This is a genomic window from Microbacterium sp. BK668 (genome assembly GCF_004362195.1).
Lineage (GTDB): Bacteria > Actinomycetota > Actinomycetes > Actinomycetales > Microbacteriaceae > Microbacterium.
This window is the reverse complement of record NZ_SNWG01000001.1, coordinates 656,741-672,373: the sequence shown is the minus strand read 5'-3', so window position 1 is coordinate 672,373 and position 15,633 is coordinate 656,741. Positions and strand designations below refer to the sequence as shown.

The window sequence follows — 15,633 nt, the reverse complement described above, 5'->3', positions numbered from 1 at the left end:
CCGCGACTGAGCACGTCCTCAGCGACACGATGGGGCATCCGGCTCGGGGTCGGCACGCTCGACCGCGTACTCCCTGACCTCCACCGACGCGGCGGCGCCCAGCTGCGCGAGTCGCTCCCGTACGGTCGCCATGCGGGGATCTCCCGACGAGTCCAGCATCGCCGCCGTCTCGCGATACGTCGTCATGTGGTGGGCGGTGAGCGGGTCGGCGTCGGCAGCGCTCAGCATCGGGTCGATCGTGCGCTCGGCGACGAAGCTCCCGGGGGAGCCGACGCCGCCGTCGTAGCCTCCGCCGGCGAGGGCGACGACCGGATCGTCCCGGTGCCTCACGGCGACGCTGAGCGTGCCTTCGCCGACCTCCGCGTCGACCGGCGCCCCGAACGTCACGAGCGTCCGGGTGTCGAAGTCTCCGTCGACGGCGAGCCGCGCGGCCACCATCGCGCCCTGGGAGTGGCCGAAGGCATGCACGACGTCGCCCGGCCCGGCACCGGCGTCGTGAAGCGCCGCGACGGCGGCCTCGTACGATGCCGCCTGCTCGCCGCCGTAGAGCTGCAGATTGGACGTCATGTCGAACGCCTCGCGGGCACCGCCCCCGGTGGTGCCCCGGACGTACACGGCGTACTGGCGCGAGCCGTCCGGCATCGCGTACCGCTCGACGCGGACGCGGCCGCCGTCGGTCGAGGGAATGCGCTGGGCGGCTGCCGCGAGGGTCGCCGGCGGTCGCCGGCCGCCGGCCGCGGCGATCTCGCGCACGACCACAGGCTGCGCGGGCCCGGTGAGCCGTGCGCCTCGGCCCACCGTGCCGGCCCCCACCGTCCGGAGGCCGGCTGTGAAGCCCCAGAGCAGCAGACCCCCGGCCGCTGCTCCGCCGGGGAAGAGCCACTGCGCCAGCGAGGATCCCTCGCCCACCAGCGACCCCGCCCACGTCGCGGTACGCGCGAGCTCCTCCCACGACGCCTGCAGCACGGCCTTCGGGTGCTCCCGCTCGAGCACGACGAGCCGCGCGTCGATGCGCTCGACAGCCGCCCAGTCGCGTGCGGCCTCGGCGGCGAGACGCTCCGCCCGCAGCTCTACGGTCTCGAAGACCGCCGCGAGCTCCACGAGACGCGAAGCGATTCGCCGCGTCTCGTCGGCCAGTCGCGCCGCCCGGTCCCGCGCGTACTGGGCGCGAGCGAGGGCACGCACCGTCTCGGCGCGGGGGACGGACTCGATGCTGCTGACGGCCCGGCGGAAGACGCCCCCGACGACGTCGAGCTCCTCTGCCGTCGCCGCCAGACGATCGGCCGCAGCGCGAAGCGACGCCGTGTCGACGGCGACGACGCCGCCGCTGCGGATGTCGAGGTCGCCCGCGCTCACCACGCCCCCGACGCGGCCGCGCGCAGCCACAGTCCGTGCAGGTCGCCCTCGAGATCCCGGGCGAGCTCGCTCAGGTCGGCCACGTCCCCGCTCAGCGCCTCGAGGGAGACGCGGTACCCGTCGGCCGCCCGGCATTCCCACGCGGTATCGGTCTGCAGGACTCGCAGCGTCGTCACGATCGCCGACAGTCGATGCCGAGCCTCGGGCAGCGAACCCGCCCCGGGGGCCCCGGTCGTCCAGATCCGATCCACCCGTCGAGCATCGTCGTCCCGCAATATGCCGCGGCGCGCCCTCCCGCGATATCGGGAGAACGCGCCGCGCGCGGATGTTGTGGAGGGACGGAGATCAGTCCGTGACCGGACCGACCACCACCTTCACGGACTCGGTGGTGGTGTTGCCCGCGGCATCCGTCGCCCGATAGGTGAAGGTGTAGACCGCCTTGTTCGCCGCCACCACGCGGAACGTCGTGTCGTCGATCCTGGTGATGTGGGCCTTCTTCGAGCCGGATGCCTCGGCCGACACTAGGGCGACCGAGACGTCGCTCTCGTCCTCGGCGACGACGTCGATCGTGACGACGCGCTCCTTGTTGTCGGGCGGCATGATCCGGCCGGCGGACGGCGTGAGCGTGAGGCCCGGCGGCGTCGTGTCGAGGTCGATCCCGACCAGCACCGGGTCGTGATCGCTCGAGCGGTACGGGTCCGGGGCGTACAGGGCGTCCTGGGCGGGCGCCTTGTACGTCATGTCGTAGTCGATGATGCCCGGCTCGTCGGAGTTGATGTTCCACGGCGCCGCGCCGGTGATGTCGGCGACGAGACCGGCGCTGGCGAGTGCGTGGTCGAGGTAGCCCAGCTGCCCGTCGAAGAGGTAGCTGTAGGCATCCTCTCCCTGGAACTTCTGGATCAGATCCGTGTAGCCGGCCGCCTTCAGGGCATCGATCGGGTCCTCCTTGTCGTACGAGTTGAGGTCGCCGATGATGAGCGACCGGTCGCCCGTGCCCTGCTTCGTCGGGTTCTTCGCGAGCCACTCGGCGAGCGCCTGCGCGGCGGCGGTGCGCACCTTGTTGCAGTTGCCCTGCCCGTCGCCGAGGTCGGGGTCTCCGTCGCTCGCGCACGAGGAGCCCTTCGACTTCAGATGGTTGACGGAGACCGTCACCGGCTCGCCGCCCGCCGTCGCCCGGAAGGTCTGCGTCAGCGCGGGGCGGTTGCGGGTGTCGAGCCACCGCGGATCCTCGGCCCCCGTCAGCGCGACGGGATCGCCCAGCGGCTCCACGGTCGCCTTCTTGTAGAGGAAGGCCGTCGTGATGACGTCGGTCCCGAGCTTCCCCGTGCGGATGTAGTCGTAGGCATCGCTGCCGACCGCGGCGTTGAGGGCCGCCGTCAGCGTCGCGACCGCCGACGGGGTCTTGTCGCCGTTGTTCTGGATCTCGATGAGCCCGAAGACGTCCGCGTCGATGTCGGCGAGCGCCGCCACGATCTTGGCCTGCTGACGCGCGAGCTCCTCGGCCGTGTTCGCACCGCGCTCCGGGTTGGAGTCGTCGCCCGGCGAGGGGTCGAGGTCGACGAAGTAGTTGAGCACGTTGAAGCTCGACACCTTCAGATCGCCGCCGACCTCCGGCACCTCGGGCCGCGGGTTCACCGACTCGAAGTCCGCGCCCTGGGTGGGCTGGATCCCATACGTGCTGAACCGGTAGTCCAGCACCCCCGTCGCGTCGGTGACGAGGTCGCCGCCGCGGAACGAGTGATCGAGGGTGAACACGCCGCCGTCGGGGTGGATCGCGGGGTCGGGGTTCGAGACGCTGCGCCCGTCGTCGATCGTGATGCGCTCGGCGATGTTCGCGTCCCTCAGGGCGAGGGCTTCCACGGAGCCCGGCTCGAAGGTCGCGGTGGGCTGGTACTGACGGTCCAGGCCCACGGCGATCGTGCCGAACTGGGCGAAGTTGAAGTACTCGAGGATCGCGAGCGACTGCGGAAGCGTGACGTACATGCCCTCGAGCGCCTCGCGCTGGGCGGTGGTCGCCGGGAGGCTCAGCGGCGCGGCGGCGGGCAGAGCCGCGCCGGTCGCGCAGACCGCCGCGTCGAACGGCGTGATCTGGGTCATGCCGAATGCCTCCGACACCGTGCCCACGACGTGGACGACGTCGCCCACCGAGACGTCGAGGATGCCGTCGCCGTTGCCCGGGGTGTCGTCGTCGTCGCGCTGGTAGACGAAGATGCCGTCCGAGGTGGCGGCGTTTCCGTCACCGGCGTCCTGCACGTAGTAGCCGTCGAAGCCGCCCGTCTGGAAGTCGCCCACGACGACGCCCTCCACCCGGACGACGGTGTTCGGCACGGGGGTCGAAGCCCCGGCGCCCTGCACCGAGCCGATCGCCACCGTGGTCGCCGCGCAGTCCGCGACAGGGTCGGGCTCCGGCTCGGGGTCGGGGTCGGGGTCGGGTTCGGGGTTCACCTCGCACAGGGACGTGTGGACGCCGAGGTCGTCGACGGTGTCCCTGGGGAAGGTGTCCCAGCCGACGGTCGGATCGAAGGCGTCTTCGCCGATCGGGTCGCCGCCGCACCGATCGGCCTCCCGCCGCAGCGTGCGGTCCTGTGTGATGTCGTTGCCCGTGCCCCAGAAGGAGCCCGGGTCGAAGCCGATCTGCCCGAAGACGTCGATCGCCACGCCGCTCTTGCGGAGAGCGATCGCATCGTTGCCGTTGAACATCCCGCTGCCGTACAGCACATCGGCCTGCGCCTTGATCGCGTCGTTCGCCGACGCGTGCGCGACCACGAAGACGCCGCCCGAGGCGAGCGTCCCCGACAGGGTCGCGAGGGTCGTCGGCGCCGTGCTGCCGTTGGTGTACTGCACCAGGTCGTAGTTGCCCAGGGCGACCGGGAACGCCGTCGGGTTGTAGATCTCGACGGCCTTGTTGTTGCTCGAGCCCTCGATCACCTCGCTGAGCATGAGGTCTGTGCCGATGATGGCCGCGGCCGGAGGTGCAGCGGCGAGCGCGCCGAAGGCGAGGGCCCCGGCGACGAGATAGGTGAGCGGACGGACGGAGCGATGCACAGGGCCTCCTCATCGAGCACATGGAAAGGAGGCTTCGTGAGCCTCCCGGCACAAACCTAGGCAACGCCCGCGCACAAAGGAAGATCCGGCGATGACGGGATCGTGAACGCCCGGCGACGCAGATCACCGGTTGCCTCAGACGCCGGAACGAAGAGAATGGAGCCCATGACCGCGAGCGCCGTGGAGCCCTTCCGCGTCCTGTTCGTGTGCACGGGCAACATCTGCCGGTCGGTCATGGCCGACGTCGTCTTCCGGGGATTCGCGGATGCCGCGGGCCTGCGCGACCGCGTGGGCTCATCGAGCGCCGGCACCGGGGACTGGCACGTCGGCGAGCGCGCCGACCAGCGCACGATCCAGGCGCTGGAGCGGCGCGGCTACGACGCCGCCCATCACCGGGCGCGGCAGTTCACACCGGCCGACTTCGCCCACAACGACCTCGTGGTGGCGCTGGACCGGAGCCACGAGCGGATCCTGCGCGGCTGGGCGCGCACCGAGACCGATGCCGACAAGATCGCGCTCCTCATGACCTTCGACCCGGCGGCACCCTCGCTCGACGTCCCCGACCCCTACTACGCCGGCCCCGGGATGTTCGACGAGGTGCTCGCTATGATCGAGAGCGCGAGCCGGGCGCTCTTCCGGCAGCTCGAACCCGCGATCCGCCCCGCCGTGTGACCCGGCGCGGCGCGCGTGCAGCGCTCTGACGGGAGTACCGTGTCCTCTTCTTCCGCCCTCGGCATCCAGCCCCTCAGCCCCCTCGACGGCCGCTATCGTGCCGCCGTGGCCGACCTCGGCGACTACCTCTCCGAGGCGGGCCTGAACCGCGCACGCGTCGAGGTCGAGGTCGAGTGGCTCCTCGCGCTCACCGACCGCTCTCTCTTCGGGACGAGCCCCCTCGACGAGTCCGAGAGGGACCGCCTGCGGGTGCTGTACCTCGACTTCGGGCCTGACGAGATCCGGTGGCTCGCCGAGCGCGAGGCGATCACACGCCACGACGTCAAGGCGGTGGAATACCTGGTGCGCGACCGGCTGTCGCAGCTCGGGCTCGACGGCATCGCCGAGCTCACGCACTTCGCGTGCACGAGCGAGGACATCAACTCCACGGCCTACGCGCTGACCGTCAAGCGCGCCGTCGAAGGCGTCTGGCTTCCCAAGCTGCGCGCCGTCATCGCGGCCCTCCGCGCCCTGGCGGTCCGGCACCGGGATGCCGCGATGCTGTCGCGCACGCACGGACAGCCTGCGACGCCCACCACGATGGGCAAGGAGCTCGCCGTCTTCGCGTGGCGCCTCGAGCGCGTCGCGGCGCAGGTCGAGGCATCCGACTTCCTCGCCAAGTTCTCCGGGGCGACCGGCACCTGGTCCGCCCACCTCGCCGCCGAGCCGGACGTCGCGTGGCCGATCGTGGCGCAGGAGTTCATCGAGTCGCTCGGCCTCGGCTTCAACCCGCTCACCACCCAGATCGAGTCGCACGACTGGCAGGTCGAGCTCTACGACCGGATCCGCCACGCGGGCGGGATCCTGCACAACCTCGCGACCGACGTGTGGACCTACATCTCGATCGGCTACTTCACCCAGATCCCCGTGCCCGGCGCGACCGGATCCTCGACGATGCCGCACAAGATCAACCCCATCCGCTTCGAGAACGCCGAGGCCAACCTCGAGATCGCCGGCGGACTCCTGTCGACCCTCGCGCAGACGCTCGTCACATCGCGCCTGCAGCGCGACCTCACCGACTCGACGACGCAGCGGAACATCGGCGTCGCGCTCGGTCACTCCCTGCTCGCGCTGGACAACCTGCAGCGCGGTCTCGGCGAGATCTCGCTCGCGGAGGATGTGCTGCTGGCGGATCTCGACGGCAACTGGGAGGTGCTCGGCGAGGCCATCCAGACGGTCGTCCGGGCCGAGGTCGTGCGGGGCCGCTCGCACGTCACGGATCCGTACGCCCTCCTGAAGGATCTGACGCGGGGCCGTCGCGTGGGGGCGCCCGAGCTCGCGGAGTTCGTCCGGGGACTCGACATCGGCGCGGAGGCGAAGGAGCGGCTGCTCGCCCTCACCCCCGCGACGTACACCGGCATCGCGTCCGAGCTCGTCGACGTGCTCGAAGAAGACGGGGACGGAGCGGGCGACCCCGGCGGGAGCTGACGCGCTCGCCCGGCGGGTCAGCGGTCAGCGGAGGTCGTCACCGGATGCCGCGGCACCCGCCCCGCCGTCGCCGGCGCCGTGCGGGGTCTCCTCGTCGGGAAGGAGGACGGGTCGATCGACACCCCTCTCCATCTGCGCCGGGTCGACCGCGAGCAGCAGCAGCGAGACGATCAGCAGGACGACGATGAAGGCGACGCCGGCGGCGATCGCGGCGACGACCAGCGCCTGCTGGATCTCGTCGCCGGGCTTCTGCTGGAAGAACCCCATCGAGAGGAGCGTGACGACGCCGGTGAAGACGGCCGCGCCGAAGGCGAGGCCGATCAGCTGCACGGGCTTCATCAGGTCACGGCGGGTGGGCTTGTCGGCGCTCACGCCGCACCTCCCTGTTCGGGCGCCGTCGGCGCGGTCTGGGCGGATGCGTCGGCGGTGACGTCGGCGGGTTTCCTGCGCGGCGAGAACGCGGCGATCGCCAGGTACACCGCGACGATCGCGGCGTAGGCGCCGAAGATCCCGACGCCGATCGTGATGCCCGTCAGGGTGAACGACCGCCCCGCGTCCTCGATGTAGTAGTCGAGCGCGTACTGGGTCGGCACGAACAGCATGCCGAGGCCGAGGAGAACGGTGACGATCCCGACCGTCAGCGCGTCGCGCGCCTCACCCCGCGCGCCGATGTCGTCGGTGTCCCGCAGTGCCCGGCGCGCCCGCGCCCCCGCCACGGTCTCCACGAGGCCCGCGAGGATCGCCCAGACGATCACGACGGCGAAGAAGACCGCCGTGGTGCGCCACGCCGTGACGCCGCCCACCATGCCGGCGATCACCGTCACGATGCCCAGCAGCACCGACGGCCAGCGCGAACCGGCGGGGTAGACGAGCCAGATGGACACGAAGAACACCAGCGAGGTGGCGATCGCCCAGCCGCTGAACACCGACATCCCGACAGCCGCGGAATGGTCGGGCGAGAACGTGATCATCGCCGCCGCGAGTGCCGCGAAGACGGCTCGCGCGAGCTGCACGTGCCGCACCTCGAAGGTGCGCGGAGCGCTGGATCTTGACACGACTGACCTGGGAAAAGCGGCGGACGGGATGCCTCCAGTCTAAGTCGCCGCGGAGCGGCGGCGTCTCCGGGTCAGAGCGAGGACAGCGCCCGGTCGAGGTCGTCGATCAGGTCGTCGGCACTTTCGACTCCCACCGAGAGCCGCACGATCTCCTCGGGCACCGCCAGCTCCGTCCCGCGCACCGACGCGTGCGTCATCTCGTCGGGATAGTTGACGAGGGACTCCACCCCGCCGAGGGACTCGGCGAGCTGGAACAGGCGCGTCGACTCCGCGAAGCGGCGAGCGGTCGGACCGTCGGCAAGGGCGAGCGACACGATGCCGCCGAACGCCTTCATCTGCCGCGCCGCGATCTCGTGACCGGGGTGATCGGACAGGCCGGGATAGTACACCTTCGCGACCCGTTCATGCCCTTGGAGGAATGAGGCGACGGATGCCGCGTTCTCACTGTGTCGCTGCATCCGCAGTCCGAGCGTCTTGATCCCGCGCGTGGTGAGGAAGGCGTCCAGCGGACCCGACACGGCGCCCACGGCGAACTGCAGGAACTTCACCTTCTCCGCGAGGGCGTCGTCCTTGAGCACGAGCGCGCCTCCGACGACGTCGGAGTGGCCGCCGAGATACTTGGTGGCCGAGTGGACGACGACGTCCGCGCCGAGGTCGAGCGGCCGCTGCAGCGCAGGAGAGGCGAACGTGTTGTCCACCACGACCAGCGCGCCGGCGGCGTGGCCGACGCGGGCGAGACCGGCGATGTCGGTGATCTTCAGGAGCGGGTTGCTCGGCGTCTCGACCCAGAGGATCGGCGCGTGTCCCTCCGCGAGGGCGGCGGCGACGGCATCCAGATCGCTCATGTCGACGATGCGCAGGCCGACTCCCCAGGGCCCGAGGATCTTCGCCAGGAGTCGGTGCGTGCCGCCGTAGACATCGCTGCCGAGCAGCACGTCGTCACCCGGCTTCAGCACGGCGCGCAGCAGCGCGTCCTCGGCGGCGAGACCGGACGCGAAGGAGAAGCCGCGGGTTCCGCCCTCGATCGCCGCGAGCTGGTTCTCGAGCGCCGTGCGGGTGGGATTGCCGCTCCGGCCGTACTCGTATCCGTTGCGCAAGCCGCCTATGCCGTCTTGTGCATACGTCGTCGAGAAGTGCACGGGAGGGATGACGGCGCCGGTCGTCGGATCGAACGCCTGGCCCGCGTGGACGGCGAGGCTGTCGAAGCCGCGGGCGGGGGAACCGGTGCCGGACGCGTCGCTCACGCGTTGCTCCTCGCGGTCGGCTCAGCGGCAGCGGGCGCAGTGTCGTCGGCGCTCGTGGTGAGGGAGTAGCCGTGGGCTGTCATCCAGTCATCGTCGAACACTTTGCTGAGGTAGCCGCGCCCGTGGTCGGGCAGCAGCACGACGACGACGGCGTCGTCGGGAAGATCTCGCGCGGCCCGCAGTGCGCCGACGACGGCCATCCCGCTCGAGCCGCCGACGAGCAGCCCTTCCTCCCGCGCGAGCCGACGGGTCATCGCGAACGACTCGCCGTCGCTGATCCGATAGATCTCGTCCACCACCGACGGGTCGTACGCGGCCGGCCAGAAGTCCTCGCCGACCCCCTCGACGTCGTAGGTGTGCACCGGACCGCCCGAGTAGATCGAGCCGACGGGGTCGACGCCCACGATCCGCACCTCGCCCGCCGAGGCCTCCTTGAGGAAGCGGCCGGTTCCGGTGATGGTCCCGCCCGTGCCGACGCCGGCGACGAAGTGCGTCACGCGGCCGTCGGTGTCGCGCCAGATCTCGGGCCCCGTGGTCTCGTAGTGGCTGCGCGGGCCGTTCTGATTGGCGTACTGGTTCGGCTTGTAGGCGCCGGGGATCTCTCGGGTGAGACGGTCGGAGACGCTGTAGTACGAACGCGGGTCGTCGGGCTCGACCGCCGTGGGGGTGACGACCACCTCGGCGCCGTAGGCGCGGAGCACGGCGCGCTTGTCCTCGGCGACCTTGTCCGGGACGACGAACACGCAGCGGTAGCCGCGTTGCTGGGCCACGAGCGCCAGACCCACGCCGGTGTTGCCGCTGGTCGGCTCGACGATCGTGCCGCCGGGCTTCAGCAGGCCGTCGCGCTCGGCGGCGTCGATGATGTTGGCGGCGATGCGGTCTTTCGACGAGCCGCCGGGGTTGAAGTACTCGACCTTCGCGAGCACCGTGGCGCCGACGCCGGCGGTGACTCGGCCGAGGCGGACCAGGGGGGTGTTGCCGACGAGGTCGGCGACGCTCTGCGCGTATCGCACGGGGGTTCCTAAGTGTGAGGCCGCGCTTCAGATCGCGCGGGGACTGTCGAGGTCGGGATGCGGTGAGGAAGGCGGATGCCTAGGCACGCACGAAGCGACGACAGCGACAGGTCAGCACGAGCAAAGCGTAAGCGCGCGGGCGCGCCACGGCGAGCTGTGTTACGTAACATCCACGGTACGACACGCGACCTCGAGCGTCGATGGCTCCTGAGCGACGGCCGCCGTTCAGGGGGTGCGCAGCTCCTGCGGCTCGACCACGACGTCGACGAGGGCGCCGTTGCGCCACAGCGTCATCTCCATCCGTCGACCGATGGCGTGTTCGACCATCTGACGCTGCACTCCGGTCACGGTCGTGATCGGCTGACCGTCCAGTGCGATCACGATGTCTCCGCGCCGGGCACCCGCGGAGTCGGCGGGGCTGCCCGCGACCACCGACGACACCTGCATCCCGGTTCGCGCACCGACCTTCGCCGCAACGGGCGGCGCGAGCGGCACCTGCGCCCCGGCGACGCCGAGCCAGGCACGCCGGACGCGCCCGGTTCGCAGCAGCGAGTCGATGATGGCGCGCGTCGTCGGATTGATCGGCACCGCCAGCCCCAGACCGACGCCCGCGACCGCCGTGTTGACGCCGACCATCCGCCCCCGGCTGTCCGCGAGGACGCCGCCGCTGTTGCCGGGGTTGAGCGCGGCATCCGTCTGGATGACCTCGTCGATGACGCGGCCGGCGCGTGTCGGCAGCGAGCGCCCGAGCGCCGAGACGATGCCGGCGGTGACGCTGCCGGCGAGACCGAGCGGATTGCCGAGCGCCACGACCAGCTGCCCGACCTGCAGGTTCGACGCGTCGCCCCAAGGGACAGGACGAGGCGTCGGGCCGTCCGCCCGCAGCACGGCAAGGTCCGACAGGGGGTCGCTTCCGGCGACGGCCGCCGCGAGCTCGGTGCCGTCGGCGAAGGCGAGCGAGACCGAGCCGGCGGATGCCACGACGTGTGCGCTCGTGAGCAGGTGCCCTCCCGGCGAGATGACGGCCGCACTTCCCCCGCCCGATCCGCGGGGAGTGCGCACCGTGACGGCGGCGACCGAGGGGAGGACGGATGCCGCCACCCCCGTCACTGCGCGCGAATAGGCGTCGAGCACCGATCCGTCGTCATCCACGAGGCCATCTTCGATCCGCCGCCCGCCCGCGTCGCCCGTGTTCGCGCTGGGCGCACGAGTGCGCCTCACCCGGCCAGCGCCCGCAGCGGGCGGAAGAACGCGCGCAGCTCCTCGACGTAGTGCTCCGGCTCTTCGAATGCCGCGAAGTGCCCGCCCCGCGGCGCCTCCGTCACGCGCACGACGTTCGCCGTCCGCTCGAGCCAGGCCCGGGGAGGGCGGAGGATGTCGGCGGGATAGAGCGTGAACCCGGACGGCACCTCGACGCGGCGACCGTGCTGTGCGGGCGGGATCGCCGCGTTGGCCCGGTACAGGCGGATTGAGGAGCCGATGGTCTCGGTGAACCAGTAGATCGAGATGTCGGTGAGGATCTCGTCCTTCGTGAAGCGACGCTCCACGTCGCCGCCGCAGTCGCTCCACGCCCGAAGCTTCTCGACGATCCAGGCGGCGAGCGCCGCCGGCGAGTCGTTGAGCCCGACCGCAGCGGTCTGCGGCTTCGTGCGGTGCATCGCCGCATAGGCGCCCTCGGTCGCGCCCCAGGCCGCGGCATCCCTCATCCACTCCCGCTCCTCCGGCGTGAGGTCGGACGGATCGCCGGGGTAGACCGGGATGCCGGCATCGGTGCGGTGCACTCCGACGAGGCGGTCGGGGTGGTTCAGCCCGAGGTAGCGGCTGACGTGGCTGCCGATGTCGCCGCCCGCCGCCCCGAAGCGCCCGTACCCGAGGGTCGACATGAGCTCGGCCCACAGCTCCGCTACCGCGATCGCGTCCAGCGGGGGACCGGAGGGCCGGTCGGAGTAGCCGTACCCCGGCATGTCTGGGACGACGACATCGAAGGCGTCCGCCGGATCGCCGCCATGCGCCCCCGGGTCGGTGAGGAGCGCCACGACCTTCGTGTAGCGCCAGAACGAGTCCGGCCAGCCGTGGCACAGGATCAGGGGGATCGGCGCGGTCGCAGGGTCGACGGCTCGTGCGTGCAGGAAATGGATGCCGAGCCCGCCGGCCCTCGCGCGGAACCGCGGGAGGCGGTTGAGCACTTCCTCCTGTGCGGTCCAGTCGAACCCGTCGGCCCAGTACGCGACGAGCTCGCGCAGGTAGCCCGGATCGATGCCGTAGGTCCACCCCGCGTCCGCGGGGGCGTCGGGCCAGCGCGTCGCGCGAAGCCGTGCGCGAAGGTCGGCGATCTGTTCGGCGCGGGTGACCGAGCGGAACGGCTCGGGCGGGGGCGCGGCATCCGTCATGGGAGCCACGGTAGTCCCGCGCGATACCGCGGGTCCTTCGTACAGGCGCGCCGATTGCGCAAGGGGGTGCCCGAACGGAGGCGCCGGGAGGAGCCTGGACCCACCAGAACGGGAAAGGACGCGCCATGACGTACCGAGTCGGATACTTCGTCGGCAGCCTGTCGTCGACCTCGATCAACCGGAGGCTCTCGAAGGCCCTGATTTCGCTCGCGCCGGACGACCTCGAGTTCTCCGAGATCGGCATAGGCGATCTCCCCCTCTACAGCCCGGACTTCGACCAGGACTACCCGGCCGAGGCGCGGGCGCTGAAGGACGCGATCCGGCAGTCCGACGCCGTGCTGTTCGTCACCCCCGAATACAACCGCTCGATCCCCGGCGCGCTGAAGAACGCGATCGACTGGGCCTCGCGCCCCTACGGTCACAACTCGTTCGACCACATCCCGGCGGCGGTGATCGGGGCATCCATCGGGTCGCTCGGAACGGCGCTCGCCCAGCAGAGCCTGCGCGCGGTGCTGAGCTTCTGCAACGCCCGCCAGATGACGGCACCGGAGGCCTACATCCAGTTCGACCCGGACGACTACGACGACGACGGCACCGTGCGCGACGAGGGCACGGAGGAGTTCCTCCGCGGCTTCATGGGCGAGTTCCGCGAGCACATCCAGCGCGTGCTGACCGTGCTGCCGAGGCCCTAGCCGCTACGCCTGACCGAGGAAGGCGACCGCCTCCTGGCGGAACGCGCGGGAGCCCGGGGCGTTGAAGTGGTGACGACCGGGGATCTCGAAGAACGTGCCGTGGGGGGCCGCGGCCGCGAGCGTCCGCGAACGCTCCAGGATGTCGTCGTGGGACCCGGTGGCGAAGAGCACGGGCTGCTGCGGCGGGCGATCGGGGTCGGGGTCCGCATCCCCGAGCCGCATTCCCTCGGCGAGCGCCACGAGCACGCCCAGGTCGTTGCTCTGCACGCGCTCCGCGAGGAGGATATAGCGCTGCGTCACCTCGTCGAGGACCGGGGTGCCGTGCTCGGCATACGCGCGAGCCTGATCGATCTTCACGCGAGCCAGCGGCCGCCCGTCCGGGATGCCGCCGAGCACGGCGCGGGAGACGCGGTGCGGCGCGTCGACGAGCAGCTGCCAGCCCACGCGGCCGCCCAGCGAGTAGCCGACGTAGTGCACCGTGTCGAGCAGGTAGGTGTCGAGCACCAGCTGAAGATCGGCGACGAGGGCCGACATCGTATAGTCCTGACCGTCGTGCGGCTTGTCGCTGAGACCGTGACCGCGCTGATCCACCCCGAGCACGCGGTAGCCGGCCCGCGTGAGATCGCGCACCCAGCCCGTGTCGACCCAGTTGTCCTTGCAGCTGGAGGCGAACCCGTGCACGGCGAGGACCGTGTCGGCGAGCTCGTCGCCCCACGCGTAGGTCGCGATGCGGTGGCCCTCCGCCGACATGACGTACTGCGGCTCGGGCACGGCGACCATCGGCAGCGCACTGGGGGTCATGACTCCCATTGTCGCGAGTGGTCGCGAGGGATGGTCGCGAGGCGCGGCAGCGAGCCGTCGGGGGGCGGGCTCACCCGGAAACCGCCGTCCGGCGACGTCACCGCCGGGGCGTCCACCCCGGCGGCAGAGGACCGTCGTACGCCGCCCTCTCCCGATCCGCCTCCGCCGACCACCCCTGTGCCGCGCCGGGGGTCGCGAACGCGCCGCGGGCGATGCGGAACCCGAGGTCGTCCTGCGCCAGACGGGGGGAGCCGCCGCGCCGCACCGACGCGCGCACGCTCCACGCGTCATCCGCGAATCCACCGCCTCGGAACACGCGGTAGTCGTCGTAGCGCGCGGGATCGAGCAGATCCCAGCACCACTCCCACACGTTGCCGAGCGTGTCGAAGAGGCCGTGGAGGTTCGGCAGCTTGCCGCCGGCGTCTTGCGGGGTGGAGACGCCGTCCGTGCTCGTCCACGCAACCTCGGCGAGCGGCCCGTAGTGCGGCCCCGTGGACCCGGCCCGGCAGGCGTGCTCCCACTCCGCCTCGGTCGGCAGCCGGTAGCCGTCGGCCTCGACATCCCACGTGATCACCTCGCCGTCGAACGCGTACGCGTGGTCGAGGCCCTCCCACTCCGACGCCGCATTGCAGAAGCGGATCGCGCGCTGCCAGCTGACCTCGGTCGCCGGGCGACGAGGATGGGATGCCGGCTCCCCGAGCAGCTCGGCCAGCTGGTCCTGGGTCACGGCGAAGACGCCGATCTCGAAGGCCTCGAGCTCGACGGTCGACCGGGTCTTGCGCCGCGCATCGTGGAGGGCGACGGATCCCGCGGGGATGCGGGCGAGCTCGAGGTCCCTCACTCGCTCAGTCTTGCAGCGAGTCGCTTCCCACGCTCTGCAGCTCGCCTGCCGCGCGACGGTCCCGGCGGGTCTTGAGCAGGCTGGCCGCCGTCGCCACCGCGATGGTCGCGGCGATGAACAGCAGCGAGAACCAGATCGGGATCTCGGGCGCCCACAGCATCGGCTCGCCGCCGTTGATGAACGGCAGCTCGTTGACGTGCATCGCGTGGAGGACGAGCTTCACGCCGATGAAGGCCAGGATGACGGCGAGGCCCTGCGCGAGGTAGACCAGCCGCGCGAGCAGCCCCCCGATGAGGAAGTACAGCTGCCGCAGTCCCATGAGGGCGAACGCGTTGGCCGTGAAGACGATGTACGCCTCCTCGGTGAGTCCGTAGATGGCCGGGATCGAGTCGACGGCGAAGATCAGGTCGACGAACCCGATGGCGACGATGACGAGCAGCATCGGGGTCACGAACCGGCGACCGTCCTTGCGGACGGTGAGCCTGTCCCCGTTGTACTCGTCGCTGACGGGGAGGATGCGACGGACGAGCCGCATGAACCGCCCGTCGGCGGGATTCGACTCGCCGTGCGTGAACGCCTGCCGGTACGCGAGGAACAGCAGCAGCGCCCCGAACACGTAGAAGATCCAGGAGAAGTTGGAGATGAGGGCCGCGCCCACGGCGATGAAGGCCCCGCGCATGATGAGGGCGATCACGATTCCGATCATCAGCACCTTCTGCTGATAGATCTTCGGCACGGCGAAGCTCGACATCACGATCAGGAAGACGAAGAGGTTGTCGACCGACAGCGCCTTCTCGGTGAGGTAGCCCGCGAAGTACTCGCCGCCGTACGTCCACCCCGAGACGACGCCGATGCCGACGCCGAACAGCAGTGCCAGCCCGATGTAGAAGGCGGACCACCGGGCAGACTCGCCGATCGTCGGCTCATGGGGCTTGCGCACGTGCGCGTAGAACTCGTAGACGAAGAAGGCGATTGTGACGGCGATCGTGATCGCCCAGACGAGCGGAGTGATGTTCATGGGATCTCCAAGACCTGGCGTGACAGATGACGCCAAGGT

The 15,633-nt window shown here is 71.0% G+C and carries 15 protein-coding genes; 3 read left to right on the top strand and 12 right to left on the bottom strand.

All coding sequences use genetic code 11. From position 1 onward, the window contains the following. Positions 1-18: 18 nt before the first annotated feature. From EV279_RS02955 to EV279_RS02945, 3 genes are all read right to left on the bottom strand, one after another. Complete coding sequence (locus EV279_RS02955; RefSeq protein ID WP_133541439.1) at positions 19-1,356, bottom strand: hypothetical protein; 1,338 nt, start codon at positions 1,354-1,356, stop codon at positions 19-21. Then, positions 1,353-1,607: a hypothetical protein gene (locus tag EV279_RS02950; protein ID WP_133541438.1), complete on the bottom strand. Its 255-nt coding sequence runs from the start codon at positions 1,605-1,607 to the stop codon at positions 1,353-1,355. Before EV279_RS02950 ends, EV279_RS02955 begins: the two co-directional genes overlap by 4 nt. A 94-nt stretch (positions 1,608-1,701) precedes the next feature. After that, entirely contained in the window at positions 1,702-4,401 is a 2,700-nt protein-coding gene (locus EV279_RS02945; protein ID WP_243728409.1) for an ExeM/NucH family extracellular endonuclease, read from the bottom strand. Positions 4,402-4,566: 165 nt separating this feature from the next. Between EV279_RS02945 and EV279_RS02940 the strand changes: the two genes are divergently transcribed. Then, a complete protein-coding gene (locus EV279_RS02940) occupies positions 4,567-5,073 on the top strand; it encodes a low molecular weight protein-tyrosine-phosphatase (RefSeq protein ID WP_133541437.1) in 507 nt (168 codons plus the stop codon). 39 nt (positions 5,074-5,112) lie between these two features. Further along, the gene (gene purB, locus EV279_RS02935) at positions 5,113-6,540 is read left to right on the top strand and encodes an adenylosuccinate lyase (RefSeq protein WP_166644429.1); all 1,428 of its coding nucleotides are present in this window, start codon (positions 5,113-5,115) and stop codon (positions 6,538-6,540) included. A 24-nt stretch (positions 6,541-6,564) separates the two neighbouring features. Here the strand turns inward: purB and EV279_RS02930 are convergent, their stop codons facing one another. The 6 genes from EV279_RS02930 to EV279_RS02905 form a co-directional block, all read right to left on the bottom strand. Beyond that, on the bottom strand, positions 6,565-6,912 hold the full coding sequence (locus tag EV279_RS02930; protein ID WP_133541435.1) for an amino acid transporter: 348 nt from the start codon (positions 6,910-6,912) through the stop codon (positions 6,565-6,567). After that, a complete protein-coding gene (locus EV279_RS02925; RefSeq protein ID WP_133541434.1) occupies positions 6,909-7,595 on the bottom strand; it encodes an acyl-CoA synthetase in 687 nt (228 codons plus the stop codon). The genes EV279_RS02930 and EV279_RS02925 overlap by 4 nt, the downstream gene beginning before the upstream one ends. Positions 7,596-7,666: 71 nt before the next feature. Continuing rightward, positions 7,667-8,839: a cystathionine gamma-synthase gene (locus EV279_RS02920; protein WP_133541433.1), complete on the bottom strand. Its 1,173-nt coding sequence runs from the start codon at positions 8,837-8,839 to the stop codon at positions 7,667-7,669. Then, positions 8,836-9,852: a pyridoxal-phosphate dependent enzyme gene (locus EV279_RS02915; protein WP_133541432.1), complete on the bottom strand. Its 1,017-nt coding sequence runs from the start codon at positions 9,850-9,852 to the stop codon at positions 8,836-8,838. Before EV279_RS02915 ends, EV279_RS02920 begins: the two co-directional genes overlap by 4 nt. Positions 9,853-10,077: 225 nt before the next feature. Then, positions 10,078-11,004 carry a trypsin-like peptidase domain-containing protein gene (locus EV279_RS02910; protein ID WP_133541431.1) on the bottom strand — a complete coding sequence of 309 codons (927 nt, stop codon included), beginning with the start codon at positions 11,002-11,004 and terminating at the stop codon, positions 10,078-10,080. Positions 11,005-11,069: 65 nt separating this feature from the next. After that, positions 11,070-12,242 carry an epoxide hydrolase family protein gene (locus EV279_RS02905; protein ID WP_133541430.1) on the bottom strand — a complete coding sequence of 391 codons (1,173 nt, stop codon included), beginning with the start codon at positions 12,240-12,242 and terminating at the stop codon, positions 11,070-11,072. Positions 12,243-12,367: 125 nt separating this feature from the next. On the opposite strand from EV279_RS02905, the gene EV279_RS02900 reads away from it, so the two are divergent. Beyond that, complete coding sequence (locus EV279_RS02900; RefSeq protein ID WP_133541429.1) at positions 12,368-12,934, top strand: NADPH-dependent FMN reductase; 567 nt, start codon at positions 12,368-12,370, stop codon at positions 12,932-12,934. 3 nt (positions 12,935-12,937) lie between these two features. Here EV279_RS02900 and EV279_RS02895 read toward each other — a convergent pair whose 3' ends face one another. The 3 genes from EV279_RS02895 to EV279_RS02885 all read right to left on the bottom strand — a co-directional run bounded on the left by EV279_RS02895 (position 12,938) and on the right by EV279_RS02885 (position 15,594). Continuing rightward, positions 12,938-13,735, bottom strand: coding sequence for an alpha/beta hydrolase family protein (locus EV279_RS02895; protein ID WP_243728408.1), 798 nt, complete (start codon positions 13,733-13,735; stop codon positions 12,938-12,940). A gap of 97 nt (positions 13,736-13,832) precedes the next feature. Then, complete coding sequence (locus EV279_RS02890) at positions 13,833-14,576, bottom strand: SUMF1/EgtB/PvdO family nonheme iron enzyme (RefSeq protein WP_133541428.1); 744 nt, start codon at positions 14,574-14,576, stop codon at positions 13,833-13,835. 4 nt (positions 14,577-14,580) lie between these two features. Next, positions 14,581-15,594 carry a TerC family protein gene (locus tag EV279_RS02885; protein WP_133541427.1) on the bottom strand — a complete coding sequence of 338 codons (1,014 nt, stop codon included), beginning with the start codon at positions 15,592-15,594 and terminating at the stop codon, positions 14,581-14,583. Positions 15,595-15,633: the final 39 nt, after the last annotated feature.